This is a genomic window from Salininema proteolyticum (assembly GCF_042685645.1).
Classification (GTDB): Bacteria; Actinomycetota; Actinomycetes; order Mycobacteriales; family Micromonosporaceae; genus Salininema; species Salininema proteolyticum.
Genome location: NZ_JBHUNX010000001.1, coordinates 2,552,599 through 2,576,777 on the forward strand (window position 1 = coordinate 2,552,599; position 24,179 = coordinate 2,576,777).

Below are 24,179 nucleotides of genomic sequence, written 5' to 3' on the forward strand. Positions count from 1 at the left end.
TCTCATAGCGGCGAACCGGTCCCCGCACTCTGGGTGCATCCACTACCATCAACCGTGTCGACTCGGTATGCATCCCCATTCCGGGGACACCGACCGCATTTTCGAAGGACGCCAAGACGATGCCCCTGATCGATCCCTCCGCCTACGAACCGGGAGAGAGAGCGCGAGCGCTCTTGAACCACGTGCGCGGCTCGTGGCTACCCTACTCCGCCGTCTACATCCTCACGCACGCCACCTCCCGCTGGTACGCCGACGACCGCTTCGTCGGGGAGTGCATGTCCGGGCTCGCCGGGCACGGCGGAGCCGTGCGCATGTGGGTGGACTGGAAGAAGGCCGCCGAGTACGCCGCCCACGACCGGACCGCGAGCCCCTGCGACCGCGCCGTTCTGCGCCTGGTCTCCGCGCTGGCCCTGAACCGGCCGGTCGACCTCCCGCCGTTCCTCGGCGAGATGGACGACCAGGCCGCCCGGGCGGTCTTCGCCGGCCTGGCCTTCCTGTCGCGTTCCGAGACCCTCCACCAGGAACTGGACGACTGCGGGGGCCCGACGCTCTCGGGTGTCCCGCTGTGCGCCGAGGATGCGGCCTGACCGTCACTCCGGCTTGACGGCCTCGAACCTCTCGACGAGGCCCTTCTTGAAGCGCGTGTGCGCCGCGAAGGTCAGGCCGAGCCGCTTGACGTGTTCGTAGGGCCGGCGCCTGAAGTGCTCCCCGGCGAAGGGGATCGAGACGAGGTCCGCGACCCGCTGTATCGCGCGGATCCACGCCGAGGTCGCTATCACGTGGTCGGCCAGGAGCAGCCTCCCGCCGGGCTTGAGCACCCGCACCATCTCTTCGACGGCCCGGCGTTCGTCGGGTATCGCGCACAGTGAGAAGGTGCAGACGACGCTGTCGAACCGGCCGTCGGGGAAGTCCAGGCTCTGGGCGTCTCCCACGCGCAGGTCCGCGCCGCGCCCCGACGCCTCGGCCTTCTCCTCGGCGTGCCGGAGCATCTCGGGGCTGAGCTCGATCCCGGTGAGTTCCACCGAGTCGGGGTAGTGGGCCAGGTTGAGCCCCGTCCCCACCGCCACTTCCAGGGTCTCTCCCCGGGCCCGGCCGCACAGCCACGAGCGCGTGTCCCCGAAGAACTTCTCGTCGGCCATCCTCATCTTCCGGTCGTAGCCCTCGGACTGTCGGTTCCAGAATCTCCTGACGTCACCCAGGTTCTTGACGGTCTTCATGATGCGCCTCCCTTGCCGCACAGCATACTGTCGTATACCCGCCCGCGCGAGGTCTACCTGCCACCCGCCGCCGGAAACGGACATACTGCGTGTTTACAGACATGCGTGACTTCGATAGCCTGCTGTCCATGACGTGATCGGCATCGCAGAAGGGTATCCCCATGAGTCGGCTGGAAGAGCTCGCCGGACGGATCCGCGCCGTGCAGGAGCACGCGAACCGCCTCAGGACGGAGGCCCTCGGCACCGCCGAGCAGGCGGCCGACGTGGGCCGCCGCCTCGCCGGCATCGGCGCGGAGAACAGCGCCCGCCTCCTCGCCTCCGCCGACACCGCCCTGAGCAACGGCCGCACGGCGCTGGACTCGGCCGTCTCCTCCCTGGAGCGGGCCGGATCGTCGGTCGGCGACGCGCTCGCCCGGAGCCGCGGCGGCGGGCTCACGGCCCCGGGAAGCGAGTCGATCCGGGTCGAGGCGCCCCGGATGCCCGACGCGGGCTCCGCCGAGCACTGGATCGGGCGACGCATGGACGGCAGCCCTCCGGGTGCCATCCCCTTCCGGGAGCTGGACGCGTTCATGGGGATCCGCACCGAAGAGGCTTCCGGCGGCAACGGCTCCCGGGCGGCGGGCGTGCCTTCGCCCCGCGCCCCCGACGATCCTCCCGACCCGGACCGCGGACTGCGGCGCAGCCAGGCTTTCGGCCGCAATCTGGTGCGAGGGGCCGGGGACCTCAAGGACTACTCCGAGAAGGTCGAGAAGTCCGCCAAGGACTTCATCGACTCCTTCGACCCGCCGGGCGACCCCGCGGAGTACCGGACCACGACTCGCGTTCCCGAGCCCCAGCCCGTCTTGCGGAACGCGGACAAGGACATCGAATCGGGTGATTCTCCCGAGGTGTCGGGGACATTGATCATCGTCTCGGCCATAATCGCCGAGAGGGTCGGGCGACTGCTGAGCAGAATGAAGGGCGGAGGACGCGATGGATAAGGTCAGGGGCCTCCTGAAGGCCTACGCGCTGAGGGACGGCGAGGCCGCGGCGCGGCTGTCGGAGGGGTTCACGCCCGAGGACAGGCGCGAGTACCACTACCTCGCGATGGCCCTGTTCTCCATAGTCGCCGCCGCCAGACTCGGCGAGAACCCTTCGCCCGCCGACCTGGACGGCCTCGTGGAAGAGCTGCGCTACGACTACCGCGACCTCGGTCCCGACCAGATCAACTACCTGCACGTCACCGGCGCGCTCCAGGCGCTGTACGGTAAGGACTACCTGCTGGAGGACATGACGCCCGACGAGCAGGTCAAAGCGTTCCTCCCCGTGGTCGTCAAGATCGCCGCGCAGAGCACCGAGGTCCGCGAGCGCCTGGACGACAGCCTGGACGATGCGGAGAGACTCGTTGAAGACTGGAAACGAGGCGCTTGAGGACGTCCTCGACCGCAAGGCCGAACTGGACTTCGCCGCCGCGTCGGGGGAGAGTCCCGGCGCCGGACTGCGGTGGTTCGGCCGCACGGCCGCAACGAGGTTCCCCGCCCTACCCGGACATGTGCCCTACAACAAGGTCCGCGGCTACCGCGCGGGCGACCGCCGCCGCCTGCCGGCGATGCTCGACTTCTACCGGTCCCTGGGCCTGGCCCCCGCGGTGGAGGTCCGTTCGGACGACGACACGCCCGAAGTCCGCCGAACGCTGGCCGACGCCGGCCTGGCTCCGGGAGAGTCCACGGTCCTTCTGAGGGCCCGGCCCGCACGGTCCGAGCCCGCCCTGCCGGTTCGCGAAGCGGCCGCCGATGACGAGGAGTACCTTCAAGTGCTGCTGGAGGGTTTCGGAGTGGGGGACGACCGGGCTCTGCTGCGCCGCATGTTCGCCGTCGAGCACTCCACCCCCGGGATCCGCCGCTTCCTCGCCTACTCGGACGGCGCTCCCGTCGCGGCCGGATCCCTCTACACGGGCCGACGCGCCTCTCTGCTGGCCGGTGCGGCGACGCTCCCGGCCCTCCGGAACCGGGGATTCCAGTCCGCCCTCGTCGCGGCGCGTCTGACCGGGGCCGCCGAAAGCGACGGCCCCGCGATCGTCACGGCAGCCGAACGATCGGCCAGCCACGCCAATCTGACGCGGCTCGGCTTCACCCTCGCGCAGCGGCGAACGGTCTGGCGCTAGTAAAAGGAAGTCATCTAGCGGGCCCAGAGCCAGATCTCGGTGCCCTTGGGCCGCATCTCCCCCGGCTCGACGGACTGTTTGAAGACATAGCCCCCGGTCAGAAGGTTGACCTCCTTGACCTCGAAGCCGGCGTCCTCCATGATCTCGACGGCGTCGTCCAGCGTCTCGCCCTCCACGTCGGGCACTTCGACCGGCTCCGGCCCCTCGCTGACCACCAGGTCCACCGCGGTGCCGCGCTCGACGCCGGCCCCGCTGCCGGGCCTGGTCGAGATGACCTCGCCTTCGTCGATGGAGTCGCTGTAGGCGTAGCCGATCTCGCCGACCTCCAGGTCCTCCTCGCGCAGTTCCTCCTCGGCGTCCTCCACGTCCTTGCCCACGACGTCGGGAACCTTATAGGGCGAGGACCCCTTGGAGACGGTCACGGTGACGGTGTCGTCGATGCGGATGCTCTCGCCCCGTCCGGGATCGGTGCCCACGACCTTCCCCTCGTCGACGTCGTCGGAGAACCCCTTCTCCACCTTCACCGTCGCGCCCAGGTCCTCGAGCCGGTCCACGGCGGCCTGCTCCTCATCGCCGGTCACGTCGGGAACGGTGAACCGCTCCGGCCCCAGGGAGGGCACGACGGTGATCACGCCGCCGTCCTTGACCCGGTCCCCGACGCCGGGGTCCTGGTAGATGATGTCGCCCTTGGGAACCGACTCCGAGTACTCGCCGTCGGCGATCTTCGCGGTAAAGCCCTCCCCCTCGGCGTACTCCTCCACTGTCGACACCGACTGGTCCAGCATCGAGGGGGCGCTGACGTACCGCCCGAAACCGACCCACCAGACGACCGCCACCGCCAGGACGGCGATGACGGTCATGGCCGCCAGCGTCGAGCGGGCCCTCCAGACCGACCGGGCCGGACTCCTCTGCTCGGGCACCGCCATGGTCTGCATGATCTGCGTGGTGGCGCCGGTGGCCTCGGCGAGCCGCTGTGAGAACTCCGCGGCGTTGACCGGCCGCACGTCCGGGTCGGAGGAGGCCGCGACCATGGTCAGCTGCGCCAGCCGTTCGGGGACGTCGGACTGGAAGCCGCGCGGCGAGGGGATGTCGCCCTCGATGTTGTCGACGACGGTCTTGAAGTCGGTGGCGTTGTAGGGAGTCCGTCCGCACAAGAGCTCGTAGAGCACGATCGCCACGGAGTAGACGTCGCTGGCCGGCGTCGACTTGCGGCCCTGCAGGACCTCGGGGGCGACATAGGCCGGCGTGGCCATCATCGGTCCGGTGCCGTCCTCCCCCTGGGCCAGGCCGAAGTCGACGATCTTGACCCGGTCGGCCTTGCCGTCGGCCTTGAGGAGGATGTTCTCGGGCTTGATGTCGCGGTGGACCAAACCCTGCGCGTGGGCGGCCTGCAGCCCGTCGAGGATCTGCCGGGTGATGCTGACGGCCTCGCCCACCGGCAGCGCGCCGGACGACAGCCGGTCGCGCAGCGACCCTCCGTCGACATACTCCATGACGATGTAGGGCGCCTCGCCCAGGCGCCCGGAGTCGAAGACCGCCACCACGTTCGGGTGCGAGAACGCCGCGACCGTCTTGGCCTCGTGCTCGAAGGCGTCGAGGCTGAACGCCTGCGCAGCGGCCGATTCGGGGTTGATCAGCTTGACGGCCACCGTCCGGTCGAGGCGTTCGTCGAAGGCCTCCCAGACCTCCGCCATGCCGCCCGAGGCGACGAGGCGGCCGAGTCGGTATCGGCCGTCCACGATGGTGCCCGGTTCGACCCCGGTAGTCGATTCCACAGATTTGCCCTCCATTGACATGCCTACATTCTAGGGTCGCGCGGCCACGACCACTGTCCTTAACGAGATGTGAGTAGCTCCGCACCCGGGAACAGCGGGAGCGAGGACGAGACCACACCCAGTTGGCGCGTCGCTCTGGTCAGCGCGACGTAGAGGTCTCGCAGTCCTTGCGCGCCCGAGGATATCTCGTCGGGCTCGACGACGATCACGGAGTCGAACTCGAGCCCCTTCGCCTGGCGGGGAGTGAGGACGCGGACACCGGGCAGGTCGAGCGGCAGGGCGCTGACGACGGCGACGGACCCCTCGGCGGCGAGGTCGTCTGCCGCCGAGGCCACCGCTTCGGCCAAGTCCCCCTTCGCGATCTGCAGCCACGGGTCGCGCCCGGAGCGGCGGACCGCCGACGTCGCGGGCGCCTTCGGGTCGATCTCGGCGAGCACCCTGTCGGCCACCGCGAGGATCTCAGCGGGCGTCCGGTAGGAGACGGTCAGCCTGCAGTGGCGCCATTGCGCCCCAGTGGGATCGAAGACGTCGTCCCAGCGTTCCGGCGCGGCGGCGGTGCCGGCCTGGGCCAGATCGCCCGCGACGGTGAAGGACTTGGTGACGCAGCGGCGCAGCAGGGCGCGCCACATCATGGGCGACAGCTCCTGCGCCTCGTCGACGATCACGTGCCCGAAGATCCAGCGGCGGTCGGCCGCGGCGCGCTCGGACACTGAAATGTAGAGGTCCTGGCCCTGGCGCTCGCCGAGCTGGTCGGCGTCGATGAGGTCGCGCGCCGAGAGGATCTCGGAGTCGTCCTCGTCCTCGAACTCGAAGGAGGCCGAACCCGAGGCGATGGAGAGCACGCCCTCGGCGTAGTCGGTCTCGGCGTCGAAGGAGCGCCCCCGGCTGCGGCGCTCCAGTTCGCCCAGCTGTTCGGCGGCCTCGTCGAGCAGGGCGATGTCGGCCTCGGTCCAGCCGCCGCCCGACGGGCGGTAGAGCGCCTGGCGCTGGTGGCGCTTCATGGTCGCCGCGGCGGCGGCCAGGCGGGCGGTCGAGCCGAAGAGGTCGTCGAGCAGCTCGAACGGGGTCAGTTCGGGCCACAGCCCGGCGATCTCGGCGCGGATGACGGTGTCGGCGGCGATCTCCTCGGCGAAGCGGACCCGGTCGTCGACGTCGAGGAAGTTCTCCCCGCCCAGCGGGTCCTCGCCGATGAAGTCGGCGTACTGGTTGGCCAGGTCGGCGATGACGCGCTTGTGGAAGATCTCGATGGCCCGGTTGTGCGGGAACCCCGACTCGCGGGCCGCGTCGCGGGCGGCGGTGACCTTCTCGGGGCGGAGGTAGAGCTCGACACCGTGGAAGGAGAGGGGGACCGGCCCGCGCGGGACCGCCTCGCGGTCGGCGATGGCGGCGGCGATGACCCCGGCCATCCGGCGGTGCCCCTTGATCGCGGCGACCTCGTCGGACTCGGTGCGGGTGGGCGCGACGCCCGGGAAGATCTGCCCGGGGGTGCGCATCAGGACGTCGGTCTCGGCCAGGCCGGGCAGCACCTCGGATATATAGGAGAGGAAGTCGGTGCCGGGCCCGATGACGAGCACGCCCCGCCGGGCCAGCTGTTCCCGGTGCTGATAGAGCAGGTAGGCGGCGCGGTGGAGCGCGACGGCGGTCTTCCCGGTGCCGGGGGCGCCGTCGACGACGGTGATGCCCTCCAGCGGCGAGCGGATGATCTCGTCCTGCTCGGTCTGGATGGTGGCGACGATGTCGCTCATGTGCTCGCCCCGGGCGGACTCGAGGGCGGCGATGAGCGCCGACTCGCTGGCTATGTTGCTGTCGGAGTCGGCCGCGCCCGAGCCGAAGTTCTCGTCGGTCAGGGAGGTGACGCGCCGCGCCCGGGTGCGCAGATGGCGGCGTCGGCGGACGGGGCCGGGGTTGGCGGCGGTGGCCAGGTAGAACTCGCGCCCGGCGTCGGAGCGCCAGTCGACCAGGGCCTGCTCGCCCTCCTCGGAGCGCAGGCCGATCTTGCCGAGGTACTGGGTCTCGCGGGCGAAGTCGAGGCGGCCGAAGACCAGCCCCTCCTCCACGGCGTCCAGGTCGCGGCGGCGGCGGCTCCACAGCAGGGTCTCCGCGTCGCGCTGCGAGCGCTCCTGCTCGTTCTCGACATGGTCCAGTCGCAAATTGGCAGCCCGTTCGGCGGCCTCGTCCCGCAGGAGGTCGAGGCGGGCGTACAGGTCGTCGAGTCGGTTCTGCTCTTCGCGCAGGGCCGAGGCGCGGTCGAGGGCCATGGATCTCCTTTATTTCCCGGTGAAAACGCGACTTTCCATAATAGCGCCCCGCGGAGTCTCGTGCATTCCCAGAATATGAGCGACACTCGGCCCCTCATTCGGCCTCACCCAGCGTGACCTTTAGGCTGTGAAGCTCCGGGGCGCCCACGATATGGAAACGATAACGCTCTGATAACAGCTACTTGCGCCCCCATGTGCGGACCAGTACTGTGATAATACTTGTGAGTGCCCTCACTTTATGTGACTGGAGTTTATCAAAATGCAACAAAATTGCAGGCCAGCGACCATCCCTGCCTGCCCGAAAAGGATGGTGAACAATGGCTGACGCCACTCGTGAGAATTGGGGGACCCGGCTGGGGTTCATCCTCGCGGCGGTCGGTTCGGCGGTCGGCCTCGGCAACATTTGGCGCTTCCCCGGTGTGGCCTATGAGAACGGCGGCGGCGCGTTTCTCGTCCCCTACCTGGTGGCGCTCCTTACAGCTGGTATCCCGCTGCTGATCATGGAGTTCACGATCGGCCGCAAGTACCGCGCGTCGGCGCCCCTGGCCTGGCGCAAACTCAGCAAGGGCGCTGAGTTCATCGGCTGGTGGCAGACGATCATCGCGTCGGTCATCGCCGTATACTACGCGGCCATCGTTGCCTGGGCCGCCTGGTACACTTGGTTCTCGATCGACCAGTCCTGGGGTTCGGCGGACGAGACCGGCGGGTTCCTCTTCGACTTCCTCGGGGCCGACATGGCCACCGGCCTCTTCGACTTCAGCGGCTATTCGCAGCAGGTCCTCTGGGGCATGGTCGCGGTCTGGCTCATCGTCGGCGTCGTCATCGTCGCCGGCGTCCGCAAGGGCATCGAGCGATTCAACAAGATCTTCATGCCCCTGTTGATCGTCATGTTCGGCGTCATGGTCGTGCAGGCGCTGACCCTGGAGGGAGCCGCCACCGGTCTGAACGCCTTCTTCACTCCCGAGTGGAGCGAGCTGTCGAACGCCGACGTGTGGATCGCCGCCTACGGTCAGATCTTCTTCTCGCTGTCCATCGGCTTCGGCATCATGATCACCTACGCCTCGTACCTGAAGAAGAAGAACGACATCACGACCTCGGCGCTGACCGTCGGCTTCGCGAACTCGTCCTTCGAACTCCTGGCGGGCATCGGCGTGTTCTCCGTCCTCGGCTTCATGGCCGTGCAGAGCGGAACCCCGGTGGACGAGCAGGTCAGCAGCGGTGTCGGGCTGGCGTTCGTGGCGTTCCCGGCGATCATCAACCAGCTGCCCTTCGCCCCGGCGCTGTTCGGTATCCTGTTCTTCCTTTCGCTGACCTTCGCGGGCCTCACCTCGCTGATCAGCATCGTCCAGGTTCCGGCCGCCGCGATCAAGGACCGCTTCGGAGTCTCGCAGAAGGCCGCCGCCGGCGTGGTCTGGGCCGTCCTCGCCGTCATCTCGGTGTCGCTGTTCTCCGCGAACAACGGGCTGTTCATGCTGGACTCCACGGACGCCTACATCAACGCCTTCGGCATCGCCGGCGCTGGGTTCACCTCGATCCTGGTGGTCTTCTGGATCGTCCGCAAATGGCCCGTCATCGTCGAGAACGCCAACTCGTCGTCGACGTTCCAACTGGTCAAGCGCCGTAAGGACCTCTGGTTCGGCGCCCTGGGCGTCGTCACGGTCCTCATCCTGGGCGTCACCCTGTACCAGAGCGTGCAGGCGCAGTTCCAGGTCGAGTGGGCCATGGAGTACTTCGGCCTCGAGGACGCCGAGACCGCGCAGCCGTTCGTCGACTACGGAATCGTGCTGGTGCTCAGCGCCCTCGGCCTCGCCGTCCTGCTCAACATCGTCCTGCTCGGCTACAAGTCGAAGGGCGAGGAGATCACCTCCGACGACGATGACGATGACGACGGCGCGGCCCCGGCCGCCGAGGCTTCCGAAGAGGAGTCCGGACCGTCCGAGGAGAAGGCCGAGTCCGCCGAGGAGCCCGAGGACGAGTCCGGGGAAGACTCCGACGACGGTTCCGACGGCGACTCCGAGGAGAAGCGAGAGGAGGCGAAGTAAACATGGACTCCATCGCCGTGATCACAATGGTCATCTCGATGCTGGTCATCTTCGGAGGCCTCATCGCCTCCGCGACCACGCTGCTGAAATCGCCTGAGAAGTAGGCTTCGGCTCTTCGGGCCGCTTCCCGCCGTTCGGCGGGGAGCGGCCCTTTTCGCTGCACGCGACCCCGGGGAGGGCCTCCGGCACTGCTTACGGCGCCCCTGAAGGCCCGCGGGTGCCGTCATCGCCTTGGGGACTCGGACGCCCCGCCCCGGCGCCCCACGGCCGTTCTGTGGCCGCTGCCGGCCCCATCACCCCGTCGGTGGACCCGGTCCGCGACACGCCGCCATCTCCCCTTCTCCGTCCGCGCTTCCACTAATCTCGCTCCCCAGCATCGGGGCGTCGCCCGCGCCCCGGGACCCGACTAGAAGGACGCGACGTGTTGCGACGGGTGTGCATTGCCCTGGCCGGACTACTGACCGCCTCCGGCTGCTCCGAGAAGGCCGCCACCGACGAGGCCGGGTTCGACGTCCTCGCGGACGCGGCCGACTCCCATCCCGAGGCAGAGGGGACGGCGACCGTGCGTTCCTTCGCCAACGGGACCGACGTGGAGCTCTCTCTGCGGGGCCTGCGCCCCTCCACCGCCTACACCGCGCACGTGCACGACGCGCCTTGCGACTCCTCCCCCGTCGGCGGCGGGCACTGGCAGAACGACCCCGACGGCGGCACGGGGCCGGACAACGAGATCCACATGCCCTTCAACTCCTACGCCGACGGCACGGCGAAGGTCTCCGCCCACAGCCGCCACGGGGAGGACGAGGACATGAGGGCCATCGTCGTCCACGTCGACGACGTCCTGGACGAGTACGGCATGGAGTCCGACCGCGTGCTCTGCGCCGATCTGCGGCCCGCCGGCTGAGCGCCTCCGGCCGGCCCGGCGCTCGGTTCACCGCTCCCCTTCCCCTTCACCGCCTTCAGGAAACTTTCAAGTTTGACATTAACTCTAAAGTTCCCTATATTAATGCATAGATACTGTTCCATATTTATTGGAGGAGACATGCGAACTACCAAGAGGATGCTCTTGGCAGTGCTCTCCCTGGGCGCGATGGTCGTGAGCCTGGCGCTGGCCTCATCACCGGCCGGCGCGCACGCCTGGGTCACGGACCTGCCCAGCCGCCAGGAGTACTGTTCCAACGGCACGCTGAACGACTGCGGACCGATCCAGTACGAGCCCCAGAGCGTCGAGGGCCCCAAGGGCTTTCCCAGCGCGGGCGCTCCGGACAACCAGATCTGCTCCGCCGGCCTCGCCGGATTCGACCAGCTCAACGACCCGCGCGGGGGAAACTGGCCCGCCACCAACGTGAGCGCCGGGAGCCACACCTTCACCTGGTACCACACCGCGCGCCACTCGACGACGGACTACCGGTACTACATCACCAACGGCTCCTACGACCCGAACACTCCGCTGACGCGGTCGGAGCTGGACCTGCAGCCGCTGTACGTGGAGGACTACGGCGGGCGGCAGCCCAACCAGATCGAGAACCACACCTTCAACCTGCCCGACCGTACGGGCCGCCAGATGATCCTGGCCTACTGGGAGATCGCCGACACCGGCAACGCGTTCTACGCCTGCATCGACGTGGACTACAGCGGCAACGGCAACCCGGACCCCGACCCCCCGGAAGGCTGTGACGGCATCGGCGCCTGGGGCGCCGGCCAGGTCTACCAGGGCGGAGACGAGGTCACCCACTCCGGGGAGAAGTACCGTGCCAAGTGGTGGACCCAGGGCGACGAGCCCGGCACCACCGGGCAGTGGGGCGTCTGGGAGCACGTGGGGGCCTGTTCGCCATAGCGGACCCGCCGTGAACCACCCGAACGACTGATACCCAGGGGCTGCCGGTCTCCGTGGCCGGCAGCCCCTTTCATGTGTCCATTGGAGAGCGTACCAGCTAGCGATAGTTGTATTCACCACTGATGATGTGTAATTATATCGTCCTCTTTTGCATAACAGGGGAAGTGGGCACCCCCACGATTAATGCGAAAATTTGTTTAGTATTCTTCCCTACAACAAGCCATCAACGTCATGGTTAGGAGACGAAATGGGCTTCAAGAACAAGGTAAAGGGCGGCCTCATCGCCGCGGGCGCCATCGCCGGCGCCTTCGCGGTGGCGAGCCCCGCCTCGGCGCACGGCTGGGTCAACGACCAGGTCGGCGACGTGAACTCCCGCTCGGGCTACTGCTCTGACGGCACCCTCACCGACTGCGGTGCCATCCAGTACGAGCCCCAGAGCGTCGAGTACGCCAAGGGCTTCCCCGAGTCCGGCCCGGCCGACGGCCAGCTCTGCGGTGTGGGCGCCTTCCCCGAGTTGGACAACCCGCGCGGCGGCGACTGGCCGACCAACCCCGTCACCTCGGGCGGACAGGTCGGCATCGGCTGGAACTACACCGCCAACCACGCCACCTCCAAGTGGGAGTACTACATCACGAAGGACGGCTGGAGCCCGCTCGACCCGCTCAGCCGCGACCAGCTCGAGGCCGAGCCCTTCGCGACCGTGGACTACGACGGCAGCAAGCCGCCGAAGCAGCACGTCGACACCATCGACCTGCCGCAGAAGTCCGGCCAGCACGTGATCTACGCCGTGTGGGAGATCGCGGACACCACGAACTCCTTCTACCAGTGCATCGATGTGGACTTCTCCGGTGACGGCGGCGACCCGGGCGGAGAAGACCCCGGCGGCGAGGACCCGGGCGGAGAAGAGCCCGGCGAGTGCCAGGCGGCCGCCTGGAACGCCGACGACGCCTACCTCGGCGGAGACCAGGTGTCCTTCAACGGAGACCTCTACACCGCCAAGTGGTGGACCCAGGGCCAGGAGCCCGGTTCGACCGGTGAGTGGGGAGTCTGGGAGCACAACGGCGCCTGCTAGGCCCGTCGAACTCCAGTCCCGCGATCCGCACCGGTTCCGCACTCCGGACCGGTCGCTCACAAGATGACGAAAGAGGGGGTTCCCGCCGCTGCCACGGCGGGAACCCCCTCTTCTCACGTCCCGGATCGGGACCTCGCGGCACATCGCCTGCGATGCGGCGGCCCGGTTAGGAAGACCGCCTTTTCAGGAAGACTGCGGAGGACCCCGGCGGCCGTCGGCTCAGCCCGCCGGACCTCGCGTGAACCGGGTTCACCCGGACGGGGGATCACCCCATGGTGCCACGAAAGCGGACGGGCCCGACGGGCCGCCCGCTCGCGGAAGTCTTAGAGCACTTCGCCTTCGAGCCACTCGACGTACGCGCCGGACACGGCCGTGGCGCAGTCGATGAACTCTTCCAGCAGCGCCGGGGAGATGCCCGGGCGGACCGGGACCTGCAGCTCGCCGAACACCGGCAGGGCGCCCGACTCGGTCGGCTCGCCGACGTAGGCCTTCAGGAAGCGCCGGGTGCGGTTCCACTCGTTGACGGCCTGGTAGGCGCGCATGTGGAACTCGGCGGGCACGGTCTGGTAGGCGCGGCAGCGCAGCACCAGGATGTCCTCGTCGGGACCCTCCGTGCGCAGCTGCATGACGTGGCGCTCCCACAGGGCCACCAGGCTGCCGCGGTCGTCGACCAGGTAGCGGATGCCCAGCGCCTGCAGCGCCTCGATGATGCGCTCCCCCGAGAGGGGCTTGACCTCGTGGCACGAGTCGGCCGCGATCTGGCGCAGATCGTCCATGAAGTCGGGGTCGATCTCCTCGAGGTCCTGCTTGATCAGCTGCCACTGAGAGGCCGCGTCGTCCTCCGGCTCGTCGTCGACGCCGGGGAACGCGATCTGCTCGCGCTCGTAGGAGATCAACTCCTCGAAGGTCGTCGCCTGCTCGGGGATCGCCTCAGGCTGACGGGCGCGGGTCTCATTGCGCTCGTCGAATGCCTCCTCGGTGATCCATTCCGGCGAGACGCCCCCCGTCTGCTCGATGTCGCGCTTCTTTCCGTTGCGCCACCATGCCATAGCTCAACCGCCTCCCACCCGATAACGTGTGTGTATGGCCTCGTGCAAAATTCCACGGACCCCAGGGCGGCTTCGGCCGCCACCGCAAGGGGTCGGGCGCGCGCCGAAGAACGGGCGCGGGCCCGTAATGCAACGCTACGTGGAATCGGTACAGGCAGCCTAGGACTTGCCGCCGACATTGCACAACCGTCAAGGAAGACTGACCGAAAGTACGAGTCCCGCCTCGGCACGGCGGTGACCAACCGGTGACCGCACCCCCGATCCGCCATGTGACCAGGGACTCCACCCCGCTTTAGGAACTCGGCCGCACCGGTGTGAGGGTCAGGGACCTGTCCAGCTCCCACACCTCGCCGTACGGGGCGCGCAGCCCCAGCCGGCGACCCGTCGGCGACTCGCCGACGACCTGCACCGTTCCCTCGGCCGCGGGGCCGAGGAAGCCCATGCGCATGAGCCCCGTCACCAGCCGCTGCCTCACCTCGTAGCGTCGTCCGCCGGTGTCCACTGTGATAACGACGTGGTCCAGCATCACGTCACGGAGACGTCGATCACCCACGCCCTGACCTCGTCGTTCGCGCAACGCTGCACCGGCCGCGCGGTCGACCTCGGCCAGAGTCCGGGCGGGGACCTCCTCCAGGACGTCCGCCTCCTTCGGTAGGCGCTGGAGCCAGCGGAGGTCGGCCCGGGGCCCCGCCGGAATCCCCTCCGAGAAATCACCCGCCTGGTAAATCCCTGGTAGGCAGGATGTGTTCATCCGGCGACGCGCCAGCAGCTGAATGGGAAGGATCGACCAGACCGCACCGGGTTCCACCCGTACGAGCGACTTCGCGTCGAGGCGCGCCAGGCGGCCCGCGTACAGCAGGAGGTCCTCGTCCTCGCCGCTCACTCTTCGATCCACCGCTCCAGGAACTCCTTCTCCCGCTCGCCGATGCGCTTGGGAGAGGCCGTGGCCGCGTCGATCAGGACCATGACGGTCCGGGCCTTGGCGGCGAGCTTGTCGTCGGCGAACAGCTCGTAGGCGAACGTGAAGGACGAGTTGCCGATCCTCTCGACCCACAGCTCGATGCGGACCGTCTGCTCGTGCAGCACCGGCAGCAGGAAGTCGGTCTCGTGGCGGGCGACCACAACGCCCTTCTCGAAGGACTCGACGCCGGCCTCCCGGGCCTCGGAGAACATCGAGGCCACGCGGGCCTCTTCGAAGAGCGTGCCGTAGACGGCGTTGTTCAGGTGTCCGAACTTGTCCATGTCCGACCATCGCAACGCCACCTCGGTGGTGAATCGGGCCATCGTTCCACTCCGTTCTCAGGGGTTTCGACTGTTGGTGGCGGGGGTCGGGGCCGGGGCGGCGCCCCGGCCCCGACCCCCGCCGCGCCTATCCGCGCGTGAGCTTGCGGTGCGTCACGCGGTGCGGCTTGGCGGCGTCGGCGCCGAGCCGCTCGATCTTGTTCTGCTCGTACGACTCGAAGTTGCCCTCGAACCAGAACCACTGCGGGACGCCGTTCTCGTCCAGGCCCTCCCAGGCCAGGATGTGGGTGGCGACCTTGTCCAGGAACGCCCGGTCGTGGGAGATGACCACTGCGCAGCCGGGGAACTCCAGCAGGGCGTTCTCGAGGCTGGAGAGGGTCTCCACGTCCAGGTCGTTGGTCGGCTCGTCGAGCAGCAGCACGTTGCCGCCCTGCTTGAGCGTCAGCGCCAGGTTGAGGCGGTTGCGCTCGCCGCCGGAGAGGACCTTGGTCGGCTTCTGCTGGTCGGGCCCCTTGAAGCCGAAGGCGGCCAGGTAGGCGCGCGAGGGCATCTCGACCTTGCCGACCATGATGTAGTCCAACTCGTCGGAGACGACCTGCCAGACGGTCTTCTCGCCGTGCAGCCCCTCGCGGTTCTGGTCCACGTACGACAGCTCCACCGTGCCGCCGACCTTGACGTCGCCGGCGTCGGGCTTCTCGAGGCCGACGATGGTCTTGAACAGCGTGGTCTTACCGACGCCGTTGGGGCCGATGATGCCGACGATGCCGTTGCGCGGCAGGGTGAAGGACAGGTCGTCGATGAGGACGCGCCCGTCGAAGCCCTTCTGCAGCGAGAGCGACTCGATGACGGTGGACCCCAGTCGCGGCCCCGGCGGGATCTGGATCTCCTCGAAGTCCAGCTTGCGGGTCTTCTCGGCCTCGGCGGCCATCTCCTCGTAGCGGCCCAGGCGCGCCTTGGACTTCGTCTGGCGGCCCTTGGCGTTGGAGCGGACCCACTCCAGCTCGTCCTTGAGGCGCTTCTGGAGTTTGGTGTCCTTGCGGCCCTCCACCTTCATGCGCTCGGCCTTCTTCTCCAGGTAGGTGGAGTAGTTGCCCTCGTAGGGGTAGGTCCGGCCGCGGTCGAGCTCGAGGATCCAGGTCGCCACGTGGTCAAGGAAGTACCTGTCGTGCGTGATGGCGATGACGGTGCCGTGGTAGTCCTTGAGGTGCTTCTCCAGCCACAGCACGCTCTCGGCGTCCAGGTGGTTGGTGGGCTCGTCCAGCAGGAGCAGGTCGGGCGCCTCGAGCAGCAGCTTGCAGAGGGCCACGCGGCGGCGCTCTCCACCGGAGAGGTGGGTGACCTCCTCGTCGCCGGGCGGGCACCGCAGGGCGTCCATGGCCTGTTCGAGCTTGGAGTCCAGCTCCCAGGCCTCGGCGGCGTCGAGCTCCTCCTGGAGGCGTCCCATCTCCTCCATGAGCTCGTCGGTGTAGTCGGTGGCCATTTCCATGGCGACCTCGTTGTAACGGTCGATCTTGGCCTGGATCGGGGCGACGGCCTCCTGGATGTTCTCCAGGACGGTCTTCTCCTCGTTGAGCGGGGGCTCCTGGGCCAGCAGCCCGACCGTGGCGCCCTCGGCCAGGCGGGCCTCGCCGTTGGAGACCTCGTCGATGCCGGCCATGATCTTGAGCAGGCTGGACTTTCCCGCGCCGTTGGGACCGACCACACCGATCTTGGCCCCGGGCAGGAAGTGCAGGGTGACGTCGTCGAGCACGACCTTGTCGCCGTGCGCCTTGCGCGCCTTCTCCATCGAGTAAATGAACTGCGCCACAGTATTCCTTCGGTTGCGTGTGAAGATGGTGGTGTGCCGGCCGATCGTCGGCCGGTACCCATGATGCCAAGTCAGCCCCGCGCTCCCGCATCGCGGGTCGCGTGTTGCGAACCACTTCATGATCCCGTAATCGTTTTAGTAGCACACCGGACAAGAGAGCGTTCCATACTCGCAGAGGGTGCGCCGGCCCGCTCCGCCTGTGCCAACGCGCCTCTTGAGTGGTTCACCTCCCCAGGAGGGCACGCTATCCTCATCCCCAAAGAAGGGAATCACATGCACAGCAAAGCTGCATTTATAGTCGTCGCCAACCGCCTCCCCATCGACGCCTCCGTCGACGAGGAGAGCGGCGAGGTCCAGTGGGTGCGCTCCCCCGGCGGCCTGGTGACCGCCCTGGAACCGGTCCTCCGGGACCACCACGGGACGTGGATCGGCTGGGCCGGGACGACGGAGGCCACCCCCGGCCCCGTCGACTCGGAGGGGGTCCGCCTTCTGCCCGTGGAGCTGTCCAAGGACGAGGTCCGCGCCTACTACGAAGGGTACTCCAACGCCTCCCTCTGGCCGCTCTACCACGACGCCGTCGAGCCGAGCGTCTTCCGGCGCTCCTGGTGGAAGACCTACTGCGAGGTCAACGAGCGCTTCGCCGAGGTCTGCGCCGCCGAGGCCGCCGAGGGCGCCGTCGTCTGGATCCAGGACTACCAGCTCCAGCTGGTCCCCGCCATGCTCCGCGAGCGCCGCCCCGACCTCAGGATCGGGTTCTTCCTGCACATCCCCTTCCCGCCGGTGGAGCTGTTCATGCAGCTGCCCCAGCGGCGGCAGATCCTGGAGGGCGTACTCGGGGCCGACCTGATCGGCTTCCAGCGGCCCCTGGCGGCGGAGAACTTCCTCAAGGCGGTGGAGACGGTCACCGAGTACGAGCCGAAGGGGCATCTGATCACGGTGGACGGAAGGCACGTCAGCGCCGACGCCTTCCCCATCTCCATCGACACGGAGGGCAATACGTCGATTGCCTCGAGTGCGCGGGTTACCCAGCGCGCCAAGGAGATACGCGCTGAACTCGGGGATCCGGAGACCCTTATCCTGGGCGTGGACCGCCTCGACTACACCAAGGGGATCGAACAGCGGCTCAAGGCCTACCGCGAGCTGCTCGAGGACGGGTCGATGTCCGTTCCGGAGACGGTGATGGTGCAGGTCGCGACTCCCAGCCGCGAGAGGGTGGAGCAGTACCGGGTGCTGCGCCACCGCGTGGAGCGGGAGGTCGGCCGCATCAACGGCGACTTCGGAAAGGTCGGGCTGCCCGCCGTGCACTACCTGCACCAGTCCTACGACCGCTACGAGCTGGCCGCCCTGTACCGGGCGGCGGACGTCATGGCCGTGACGCCCTTGCGCGACGGGATGAACCTCGTGGCCAAGGAGTACTGCGCGGCCCGGATCGACGACTCGGGGGCGCTGCTGCTCAGCGAGTTCGCGGGGGCCGCGGGCGAGCTGTCGGGGGCCTACCGGGTCAACCCGTACGACATCACCCAGATGAAGCGGCGGTTCATGACGGCTGTGACGGCGCCCGAGGAGGAGAAGCGCGAGCGCATGGAGAAGATGCGATCGTTCCTCAAGGAGTACAACGTGGACCGTTGGGCGCGAGGCTTCCTCACCGCGTTGGGCGTCCCGGAATCCGCGACGGACGAGACCCGGTGACGGACAGTGGGAACGTTATAGTTACAAATAGATTACATATCAGCAACATCTGGTCATGGAGATGAATTTATGTCCGTTTCGCAGCAGCCGGAGAAGACCGCCCGCGAGTCGCTCTCCGAGGCGCTCAAGGCTGTTAGCCGGGTACCCACCCTGCTCGTCGCGTGCGACTACGACGGGACTCTGGCGCCCATCGTCACCGACCCCAGCCAAGCCAAGCCGATCCACGAGTCGGTGACGGCCCTGCGGTCGCTGGCAAGCCTGCCCGATACGCACTCGGCCGTCATCTCCGGCCGGGCGCTGCGGGATTTGGCGGCGCTCTCGCGCCTTCCCGCAGAGGTGTACCTCGTGGGTTCCCACGGTTCGGAGTTCGACGTGGACTTCCAGGACCGGCTCGGTGAGGCGGACCGACGCACTCTCGAGAAGATGACCAACGAGCTCTACTCGATCGCGGCGCGCTACAACGGCGTGCGCGTCGAGGTCAAGCCCGCGGGAGCGGCCCTGCACACCCGCGAGGCGTCGGAGGACGACGCGGAGCTGGCCGGCACCGCGGTCACCGAAGGCCCGGCGACCTGGCCGGGCGTGCAGATGACGGAGGGCAAGGCCGTCCTGGACCTGTCGGTGGTCTCCACCCACAAGGGCGACGCCCTGGACCACCTGCGCCACCAGCTGGGGGCGAGTGCGGTCCTCTTCGTCGGCGACGACGTCACCGACGAGAACGCCTTCGCCAGCCTGCACGGCCCCGACGTGGGCATCAAAGTGGGCAACGGCGACTCCAAGGCGGAGTTCCGCATAGGCGACCCGCAGGACGTGGCCGAGCTGCTGGCCCGCGTGGCGGACCTGCGCGCCCGGTGGCTGCGCGGCGAGTCGACCACCCAGATCGAGCGCCACTCCATGATCGCCGACGGCGCCAACCACGCGCTGATCACGCCGGACGCGCGGATGACGTGGATGTGCCACCCGCGCCCCGACTCCGGAGCGGTCTTCGCCCACCTGCTCGGCGGCGAGCCGGCCGGGCACTTCACGGTCCAGCCGGCGGCCAAAGGGCTGCCGCTGGGGCAGCGCTACCGGGCGGGCACGATGACCGTCGAGACCCGCTGGCCGGGCCTGACCGTCACCGACTGGATGGACTCCACGCCCCGGCGCCGGGGCGACCTGAACGCCACCGTCGTGGTGCGGGAGCTGTCGGGCTCGGTGCCGGTGGAGATCGAGTTCGCCCCGCGTCCGGAGTTCGGGCAGATTCCGGTGCAGCTGCAGCCGGTCGGCGACGGGATCATGGTGCTGGGCGGCAACGAGCCGCTGGTGCTGCGCAGCCCGGGGATCGAGTGGACGATCGACAAGGAGGGCGAGCACTACACCGCGCGGGCGGCGGTGGACCTGTCCGAGCGCGAGGGGCCGCTGGTGCTGGAGCTGCGCTGCGGCGTGGACGACCTCCAGGAGTGGGGCACCCCGGTCATGGTCCGGCGGCGGACGACGGAGGCGGCCTGGCGCAACTGGTCGGACTCGCTGAAGGTGGGCCGCAACGAGCCGGACATGGTGCGCCGTTCGGCGCTGACGTTGAGGGCCCTGTGCCACCAGCCGACCGGGGCGATCCTCGCGGCGGCGACGACCTCCCTCCCCGAGGAGCTGGGCGGGGTGCGCAACTGGGACTACCGGTTCTGTTGGATCCGCGACGGCGCCCTGTCGGCGCAGGCGCTGGTGGATTTGGGAAGCCTGCAAGAGGCCGAGCAGTTCTTCGACTGGACCGCGGGGGTGCTCTCCCGCACCGGGGGCAAGCCCGAGCGGCTCGCCCCGCTCTACGACGTCGAGGGATACGCTCCCGGTCCGGAGGCGGTCATCCCGACCCTTCCGGGTTACGCCGGCTCGCGCCCGGTGCGCGTCTCCAACGCCGCCAACAGGCAGGTGCAGTTGGACGTCTTCGGCCCGGTGGCCGCCCTGGTCGAGTCGGTGGCGCACCGCCGCGGGCACTTGACGGAGTTCGAGCAGACGATCATGCGGCAGATGACGGAGGCCGTCGAGAAGCGCTGGCACGAGCCGGACCACGGCATCTGGGAGGAGCGGCAGGCGCCGCGCCACCACGTGTACTCGAAGGTCATGTGCTGGCAGACGATCGACCGAGCCATCAAGCTCTCCGAGCAGTTCGGGATGGAGGGCGAAGCGCACTGGCCCGAGCTGCGGGACGCGATCGCCTCCAACGTGCTCGACCTGGGCTGGAACGACCGGGTGGGGGCCTACACGGCCGCCTACGGCTCGGACGACCTCGACGCGGCGAGCCTGTGGGTGGGTCTCTCGGGGCTGCTGGCGCCCGACGACGACCGCTATCTCAAGACCGTGCTCGCGACCGAAGCCGCCCTGCGGAAGGGGCCGACGGTCTACCGCTATCTCAAGGACGACGGGCTCCCCGGGCACGAGGGCGGATTCACGCTCTGCTCGGCGTGGCTGGCCGAGGCGTTCGTCCAGCTGGGCCGCCGCGTGGACGCCGAGGAGCTGTTCGAGCAGATCCTCGCCACGGCCGGCCCGACCGGACTGCTCTCCGAGGAGTGGGACCCGATCGCCGAGCACGGGCTGGGCAACCACCCGCAGGCCTACTCCCACCTGGGGCTGATCCGGGTGGCGCGCCTGCTGGAAAGCTGACGACGGCAAGAAAGAAGGGGATCCCCGTCGGGGATCCCCTTCTCCTTACGACTAGCGCCGGGAGGCTGTCAGTCGCGTCCTGTCAAGACTCAGGCGGCGACGGCCTCGCCGAACACGCCGGCCTCGTCGAGGGACTTCAGCGTGGCGTCCCAGCCCTGCTCGGGCAGGTCCTTGACGAAGCCCTCGATCTCGCTCTTGATCTTGTCACCGTGACCGGCCTCGATCTGGGTCTTCAGAGCCTCGTTGAACTTCTCCGAGCCGACCTCCAGGTGGAGGGTACGGCCGTCGGTGATGTTGCGCAGGTAGACGTGCTTGCCCTGGTTGAGCGGGATAAGGTACTTGAACTCGCCGAGGACGCTCAGTCCGCCGTTACCCTTTGCCTGCCCCGCTTTAACGGAAGCGCGCGCTGTCTTGGACGTGTTTGCGGCCACGCCAGTCACCCCAATCAGAATTCAGATAAAACGTTCGTTTGCCGGATCGCCGCCCCGGATCGTCCCGTGGGTCGGGGAATCCGGCTTGATGCCTCACTCCGACGCTCGGGCCGGAGAAAACTGGGCCGCTCGGTGCTGCGGGCTCTCACCGCACGCCATTGACCCCTCCATCGGGCGTCTACCACAGAACCGGCCGGGCAATTGTATCTCATGCCCGCGGGGTCCAACATGGCGAGGTGGGGCGTTATTCCCGGTGGCACAGGCGAAGGAGACTGAGAACACTTCCGCGCCGCATTCTCCGGCCGCGTTTCGTCCCGGAACGGAAAAAAATCGGACTTTTGAGCAGTTTCGGTCTGGCGCGAGCGGGGAATTACTGTCAAGATGTAATGGAGTGGATCGTCAGAACCGAATCGCGTACCCTGCGAACGACTTCACCACGGGCCGAACCGGATATTCCGGTGCACCCTCCCGCCGCTCCGGGTAGCGTCTCCCGTACGGTCCTGACGTCGCGATCCATGTGACCGGACGAACCCCGAACCCCGCAGGCACATACCGCTACCGATACGCACTCCGGAGGAGGTGCAGCCATGTCGACTAGAGGAGTGATCTACGTCCACTCCAGCCCCGCGGCCGTATGCCCGCACGTGGAGTGGTCGATCGGCCGCGTCCTCGGAGTGACCGGTGTCAAGTTCGGCTGGGCGCCGCAGCCGGTCGAGAAGGGCGCGATGCGCGCCTCCCGCGCCTGGGTCGCCGAGCCCGGCGCCGCGGCCGAGATCGCCTCCGCCCTCATGCAGTGGCCCATGCTCCGCTTCGAGATCACCGAGCAGCCCTCCGAGGGCCGTGACGGTGAGCGCATCATGTACCTCCCTGAGCGGGGCGTGTACCGCGCGGCGATGAGCGCCGACGGTTCGGTCATGGTGGCCGAGGACAGGATCCGCGCGCTGATGGCCACGACCACCAGCGCCGAAGCGCTGCGCAGCGGCCTCCACCAGCTGCTCGGACTGGAGTGGGAGCAGGAACTCGCCCCGTACCGCGAGTCCGGCCACCAGCAGGAGCAGTCCTGGCTGGCCCACGTCTCCTGAGGCCGGGCCTTCGCCATCCGCGATCCGAATGACTTTCCGATGTGTACCACGGTAAACCGTTACTCTGTGTCCGTCGTCGGTGGACAGGCCTGATACAGGTTCGCCCGCCGGCGACGCGGCCGGGACGCAGAGCCGAGAGGAGGGCCGGCGCCCCTTGGGGAGCCGGCCCTCGTTCTGCGTTCGGACGGCCCGGTCCGCCGACGGGACTCGAGTCGGCCCGGACACCGGCCGGACTCGGCTCCCCGTTCCCGCGGGGCGGCCGCCCGTCGCCGGACCGCCGCCCCCACGAGCTCAGGCGGAGGCCTCCTCCTCGGCGTTCTCGAGGTCCTCGTCCGTCTGCGGCACGGGCTTGTTGCGCATGACCACGCCCATCACCAGACCGAAGAGGATGCTGGCGGCGCCCACGCTCCAGGTGATGAGCACCTGGTCGGGCGAGAGCGTGTTGCCCTCCTTCGGGTTGAGGTACCAGTCGATCTGGTCCGGAACCAGGTTGAACAGCAGGATGTAGACCAGGACCACGGCGGTGATGCCGAGGAAGGCGTACCACCAGGCGCCCAGCTTCAGGATCGAGTAGCGGTTGGCGTCGGAGGCCAGTCGGCCGATCTTGCCGCTGGCGAAGGCCGCGATGATCGACGCCAGGCCGGCCATGACCAGTCCGTAGGGCGTGACGGCCTGGTCAACGGCGTCGAGGATCATCGGGCCGTTGCGGGTCGGGTAGACCGCGAGGGAGACCAGGGCCATCGGTATGCCGATGACGAGGACGGTCTTCTTGCGGTCCCAGCCGAAGCGGTCCTGGAAGGACGCGAGCGGCACGATGAGCATGGAGATCAGCGAGGAGACGCCCGCCACGACCAGCGAGCCGAAGAAGAGGAAGCCGAACAGCTCGGTGCCCGGCATCTCGTTGAGGATCGTCGGGAAGGTGACGAAGGCCAGGCCGCCGCCGACGATCGGGTTCTGCTCGTCGATGACCGGTCCCCCGGAGTTGTAGGCCATGAAACCCAGGGCGGCGAACACGCCGATGCCGGCCAGCAGCTCGAAGGAGGCGTTGGCGAGTCCGGCCGTCGTGGCCGTCATCGTCAGCTCCGACTTCTTGCGCAGGTAGGAGGCGTAGGCGATCATGGTGCCCATACCGATCGAGAGGGAGAAGAACACCTGTCCGTAGGCCGCGACCCAGACCTGGTAGTCGCCCAGGGCGTTCCAGTCGGGCGTGAAGAAGGTGTTCAGGCCGTCCAGTGCGCCGGGCAGGGTCACCGCGCGGACGACCAGGGCGCCGAAGAGGACCACCAGCAGCGGGATGCAGACCTTGTTGGCCAGCTCCACGCCCTTGCGGACTCCGCCGGCCATGATGACCAGCGACACGACCCACACGCCGGCGAGGGCGCCGAAGATGCCCCAGTTGAACTCCCCGAACTGGTAGACCTCTCCGCTGACGTTGAGGAACTCGGTGAAGTAGGCGCCCGGTTCGTCGCCCCACGAGGCGGTCACGGAGAAGAACGTGTAGGAGACCGCCCAGGCCAGGATGGAGGCGTAGAAGGTCGCCAGCAGGATGGCCACGGCCACCTGCCACCAGCCGATGCCCTCGGCGTTCTTGCTCATGGAGCGGAACGCGGAGGGACCGGACTTCCGGGAGCGGTGCCCGATGGTGTACTCGAGGATCAACAGGGGTATGCCGGCGGTCAGGATGGCCACCATCCACGGGATGAGGAAGGCGCCTCCGCCGCTCTCATAGGCTTCGCCGGGGAACCGCCAGATGTTCCCCAGGCCGATGGCCGAGCCGACGGCCGCCAAGAGGAACCCGGCACGGCTCCCCCAGGTTTCGCGTACACTTCCAGTCACTTTGTCACTCCCAATCGAGGCAGGGCCAATCCGGGCGGGGGCGGTGGGCCGCCTCCGTTCTCGCCGACAAG

21 protein-coding genes are annotated in these 24,179 nt (G+C 68.3%); 12 read left to right on the top strand and 9 right to left on the bottom strand.

Features of this window, described 5'->3' with window-relative positions:
• Positions 1 to 119: 119 nt before the first annotated feature.
• Positions 120 to 587: a hypothetical protein gene (locus ACFTE1_RS11905; protein ID WP_380623016.1), complete on the top strand. Its 468-nt coding sequence runs from the start codon at positions 120 to 122 to the stop codon at positions 585 to 587.
• Between the two features lie 3 nt (positions 588 to 590).
• Here ACFTE1_RS11905 and ACFTE1_RS11910 read toward each other — a convergent pair whose 3' ends face one another.
• Entirely contained in the window at positions 591 to 1,217 is a 627-nt protein-coding gene (locus ACFTE1_RS11910) for a class I SAM-dependent methyltransferase (protein ID WP_380623014.1), read from the bottom strand.
• 161 nt (positions 1,218 to 1,378) lie between these two features.
• Here ACFTE1_RS11910 and ACFTE1_RS11915 point away from each other — a divergent pair, with 161 nt between their 5' ends.
• From ACFTE1_RS11915 to ACFTE1_RS11925, 3 genes are read left to right on the top strand one after another with little or no spacing between them, the layout of a single operon-like run.
• Complete coding sequence (locus ACFTE1_RS11915; protein ID WP_380623012.1) at positions 1,379 to 2,197, top strand: hypothetical protein; 819 nt, start codon at positions 1,379 to 1,381, stop codon at positions 2,195 to 2,197.
• Positions 2,190 to 2,627, top strand: coding sequence for a hypothetical protein (locus ACFTE1_RS11920; protein ID WP_380623010.1), 438 nt, complete (start codon positions 2,190 to 2,192; stop codon positions 2,625 to 2,627). Before ACFTE1_RS11915 ends, ACFTE1_RS11920 begins: the two co-directional genes overlap by 8 nt.
• Positions 2,602 to 3,360, top strand: coding sequence for a hypothetical protein (locus ACFTE1_RS11925; RefSeq protein ID WP_380623008.1), 759 nt, complete (start codon positions 2,602 to 2,604; stop codon positions 3,358 to 3,360). The genes ACFTE1_RS11920 and ACFTE1_RS11925 overlap by 26 nt, the downstream gene beginning before the upstream one ends.
• Positions 3,361 to 3,374: 14 nt before the next feature.
• Here ACFTE1_RS11925 and ACFTE1_RS11930 read toward each other — a convergent pair whose 3' ends face one another.
• Both ACFTE1_RS11930 and ACFTE1_RS11935 read right to left on the bottom strand, forming a co-directional pair.
• Positions 3,375 to 5,135, bottom strand: coding sequence for a Stk1 family PASTA domain-containing Ser/Thr kinase (locus ACFTE1_RS11930; RefSeq protein WP_380623006.1), 1,761 nt, complete (start codon positions 5,133 to 5,135; stop codon positions 3,375 to 3,377).
• A gap of 59 nt (positions 5,136 to 5,194) precedes the next feature.
• Complete coding sequence (locus ACFTE1_RS11935) at positions 5,195 to 7,393, bottom strand: HelD family protein (RefSeq protein WP_380623004.1); 2,199 nt, start codon at positions 7,391 to 7,393, stop codon at positions 5,195 to 5,197.
• 317 nt (positions 7,394 to 7,710) lie between these two features.
• Here ACFTE1_RS11935 and ACFTE1_RS11940 point away from each other — a divergent pair, with 317 nt between their 5' ends.
• The 5 genes from ACFTE1_RS11940 to ACFTE1_RS11960 all read left to right on the top strand — a co-directional run bounded on the left by ACFTE1_RS11940 (position 7,711) and on the right by ACFTE1_RS11960 (position 12,341).
• The gene (locus tag ACFTE1_RS11940; protein WP_380623002.1) at positions 7,711 to 9,435 is read left to right on the top strand and encodes a sodium-dependent transporter; all 1,725 of its coding nucleotides are present in this window, start codon (positions 7,711 to 7,713) and stop codon (positions 9,433 to 9,435) included.
• A gap of 2 nt (positions 9,436 to 9,437) precedes the next feature.
• Entirely contained in the window at positions 9,438 to 9,539 is a 102-nt protein-coding gene (locus tag ACFTE1_RS11945) for a methionine/alanine import family NSS transporter small subunit (protein ID WP_380623000.1), read from the top strand.
• Positions 9,540 to 9,856: 317 nt separating this feature from the next.
• A complete protein-coding gene (locus tag ACFTE1_RS11950) occupies positions 9,857 to 10,336 on the top strand; it encodes a hypothetical protein (RefSeq protein WP_380622998.1) in 480 nt (159 codons plus the stop codon).
• Positions 10,337 to 10,474: 138 nt separating this feature from the next.
• Positions 10,475 to 11,269: a lytic polysaccharide monooxygenase auxiliary activity family 9 protein gene (locus tag ACFTE1_RS11955; protein ID WP_380622995.1), complete on the top strand. Its 795-nt coding sequence runs from the start codon at positions 10,475 to 10,477 to the stop codon at positions 11,267 to 11,269.
• A 247-nt stretch (positions 11,270 to 11,516) separates the two neighbouring features.
• Positions 11,517 to 12,341 (top strand): lytic polysaccharide monooxygenase, encoded by an 825-nt coding sequence (locus tag ACFTE1_RS11960; protein WP_380622993.1) that lies wholly within the window; start codon positions 11,517 to 11,519, stop codon positions 12,339 to 12,341.
• 323 nt (positions 12,342 to 12,664) lie between these two features.
• Here the strand turns inward: ACFTE1_RS11960 and ACFTE1_RS11965 are convergent, their stop codons facing one another.
• From ACFTE1_RS11965 to ettA, 4 genes are all read right to left on the bottom strand, one after another.
• Positions 12,665 to 13,390 carry a type III secretion system chaperone family protein gene (locus ACFTE1_RS11965; protein ID WP_380622991.1) on the bottom strand — a complete coding sequence of 242 codons (726 nt, stop codon included), beginning with the start codon at positions 13,388 to 13,390 and terminating at the stop codon, positions 12,665 to 12,667.
• 292 nt (positions 13,391 to 13,682) lie between these two features.
• Positions 13,683 to 14,285 carry a hypothetical protein gene (locus ACFTE1_RS11970; protein ID WP_380622989.1) on the bottom strand — a complete coding sequence of 201 codons (603 nt, stop codon included), beginning with the start codon at positions 14,283 to 14,285 and terminating at the stop codon, positions 13,683 to 13,685.
• Positions 14,270 to 14,674 carry an acyl-CoA thioesterase gene (locus tag ACFTE1_RS11975; protein ID WP_380622988.1) on the bottom strand — a complete coding sequence of 135 codons (405 nt, stop codon included), beginning with the start codon at positions 14,672 to 14,674 and terminating at the stop codon, positions 14,270 to 14,272. Before ACFTE1_RS11975 ends, ACFTE1_RS11970 begins: the two co-directional genes overlap by 16 nt.
• Positions 14,675 to 14,759: 85 nt before the next feature.
• On the bottom strand, positions 14,760 to 16,439 hold the full coding sequence (gene ettA, locus ACFTE1_RS11980) for an energy-dependent translational throttle protein EttA (protein ID WP_380622986.1): 1,680 nt from the start codon (positions 16,437 to 16,439) through the stop codon (positions 14,760 to 14,762).
• 273 nt (positions 16,440 to 16,712) lie between these two features.
• Between ettA and ACFTE1_RS11985 the strand changes: the two genes are divergently transcribed.
• A complete protein-coding gene (locus ACFTE1_RS11985; RefSeq protein ID WP_380622984.1) occupies positions 16,713 to 18,128 on the top strand; it encodes an alpha,alpha-trehalose-phosphate synthase (UDP-forming) in 1,416 nt (471 codons plus the stop codon).
• A 69-nt stretch (positions 18,129 to 18,197) separates the two neighbouring features.
• Entirely contained in the window at positions 18,198 to 20,759 is a 2,562-nt protein-coding gene (gene otsB, locus ACFTE1_RS11990) for a trehalose-phosphatase (RefSeq protein WP_380622983.1), read from the top strand.
• A gap of 89 nt (positions 20,760 to 20,848) precedes the next feature.
• Here otsB and ACFTE1_RS11995 read toward each other — a convergent pair whose 3' ends face one another.
• On the bottom strand, positions 20,849 to 21,190 hold the full coding sequence (locus tag ACFTE1_RS11995; RefSeq protein WP_380622981.1) for a hypothetical protein: 342 nt from the start codon (positions 21,188 to 21,190) through the stop codon (positions 20,849 to 20,851).
• A gap of 587 nt (positions 21,191 to 21,777) precedes the next feature.
• On the opposite strand from ACFTE1_RS11995, the gene ACFTE1_RS12000 reads away from it, so the two are divergent.
• Positions 21,778 to 22,272, top strand: coding sequence for a DUF3145 family protein (locus tag ACFTE1_RS12000; RefSeq protein WP_380622979.1), 495 nt, complete (start codon positions 21,778 to 21,780; stop codon positions 22,270 to 22,272).
• A 291-nt stretch (positions 22,273 to 22,563) separates the two neighbouring features.
• Here ACFTE1_RS12000 and ACFTE1_RS12005 read toward each other — a convergent pair whose 3' ends face one another.
• Complete coding sequence (locus ACFTE1_RS12005) at positions 22,564 to 24,108, bottom strand: sodium-dependent transporter (protein ID WP_380622977.1); 1,545 nt, start codon at positions 24,106 to 24,108, stop codon at positions 22,564 to 22,566.
• Positions 24,109 to 24,179: the final 71 nt, after the last annotated feature.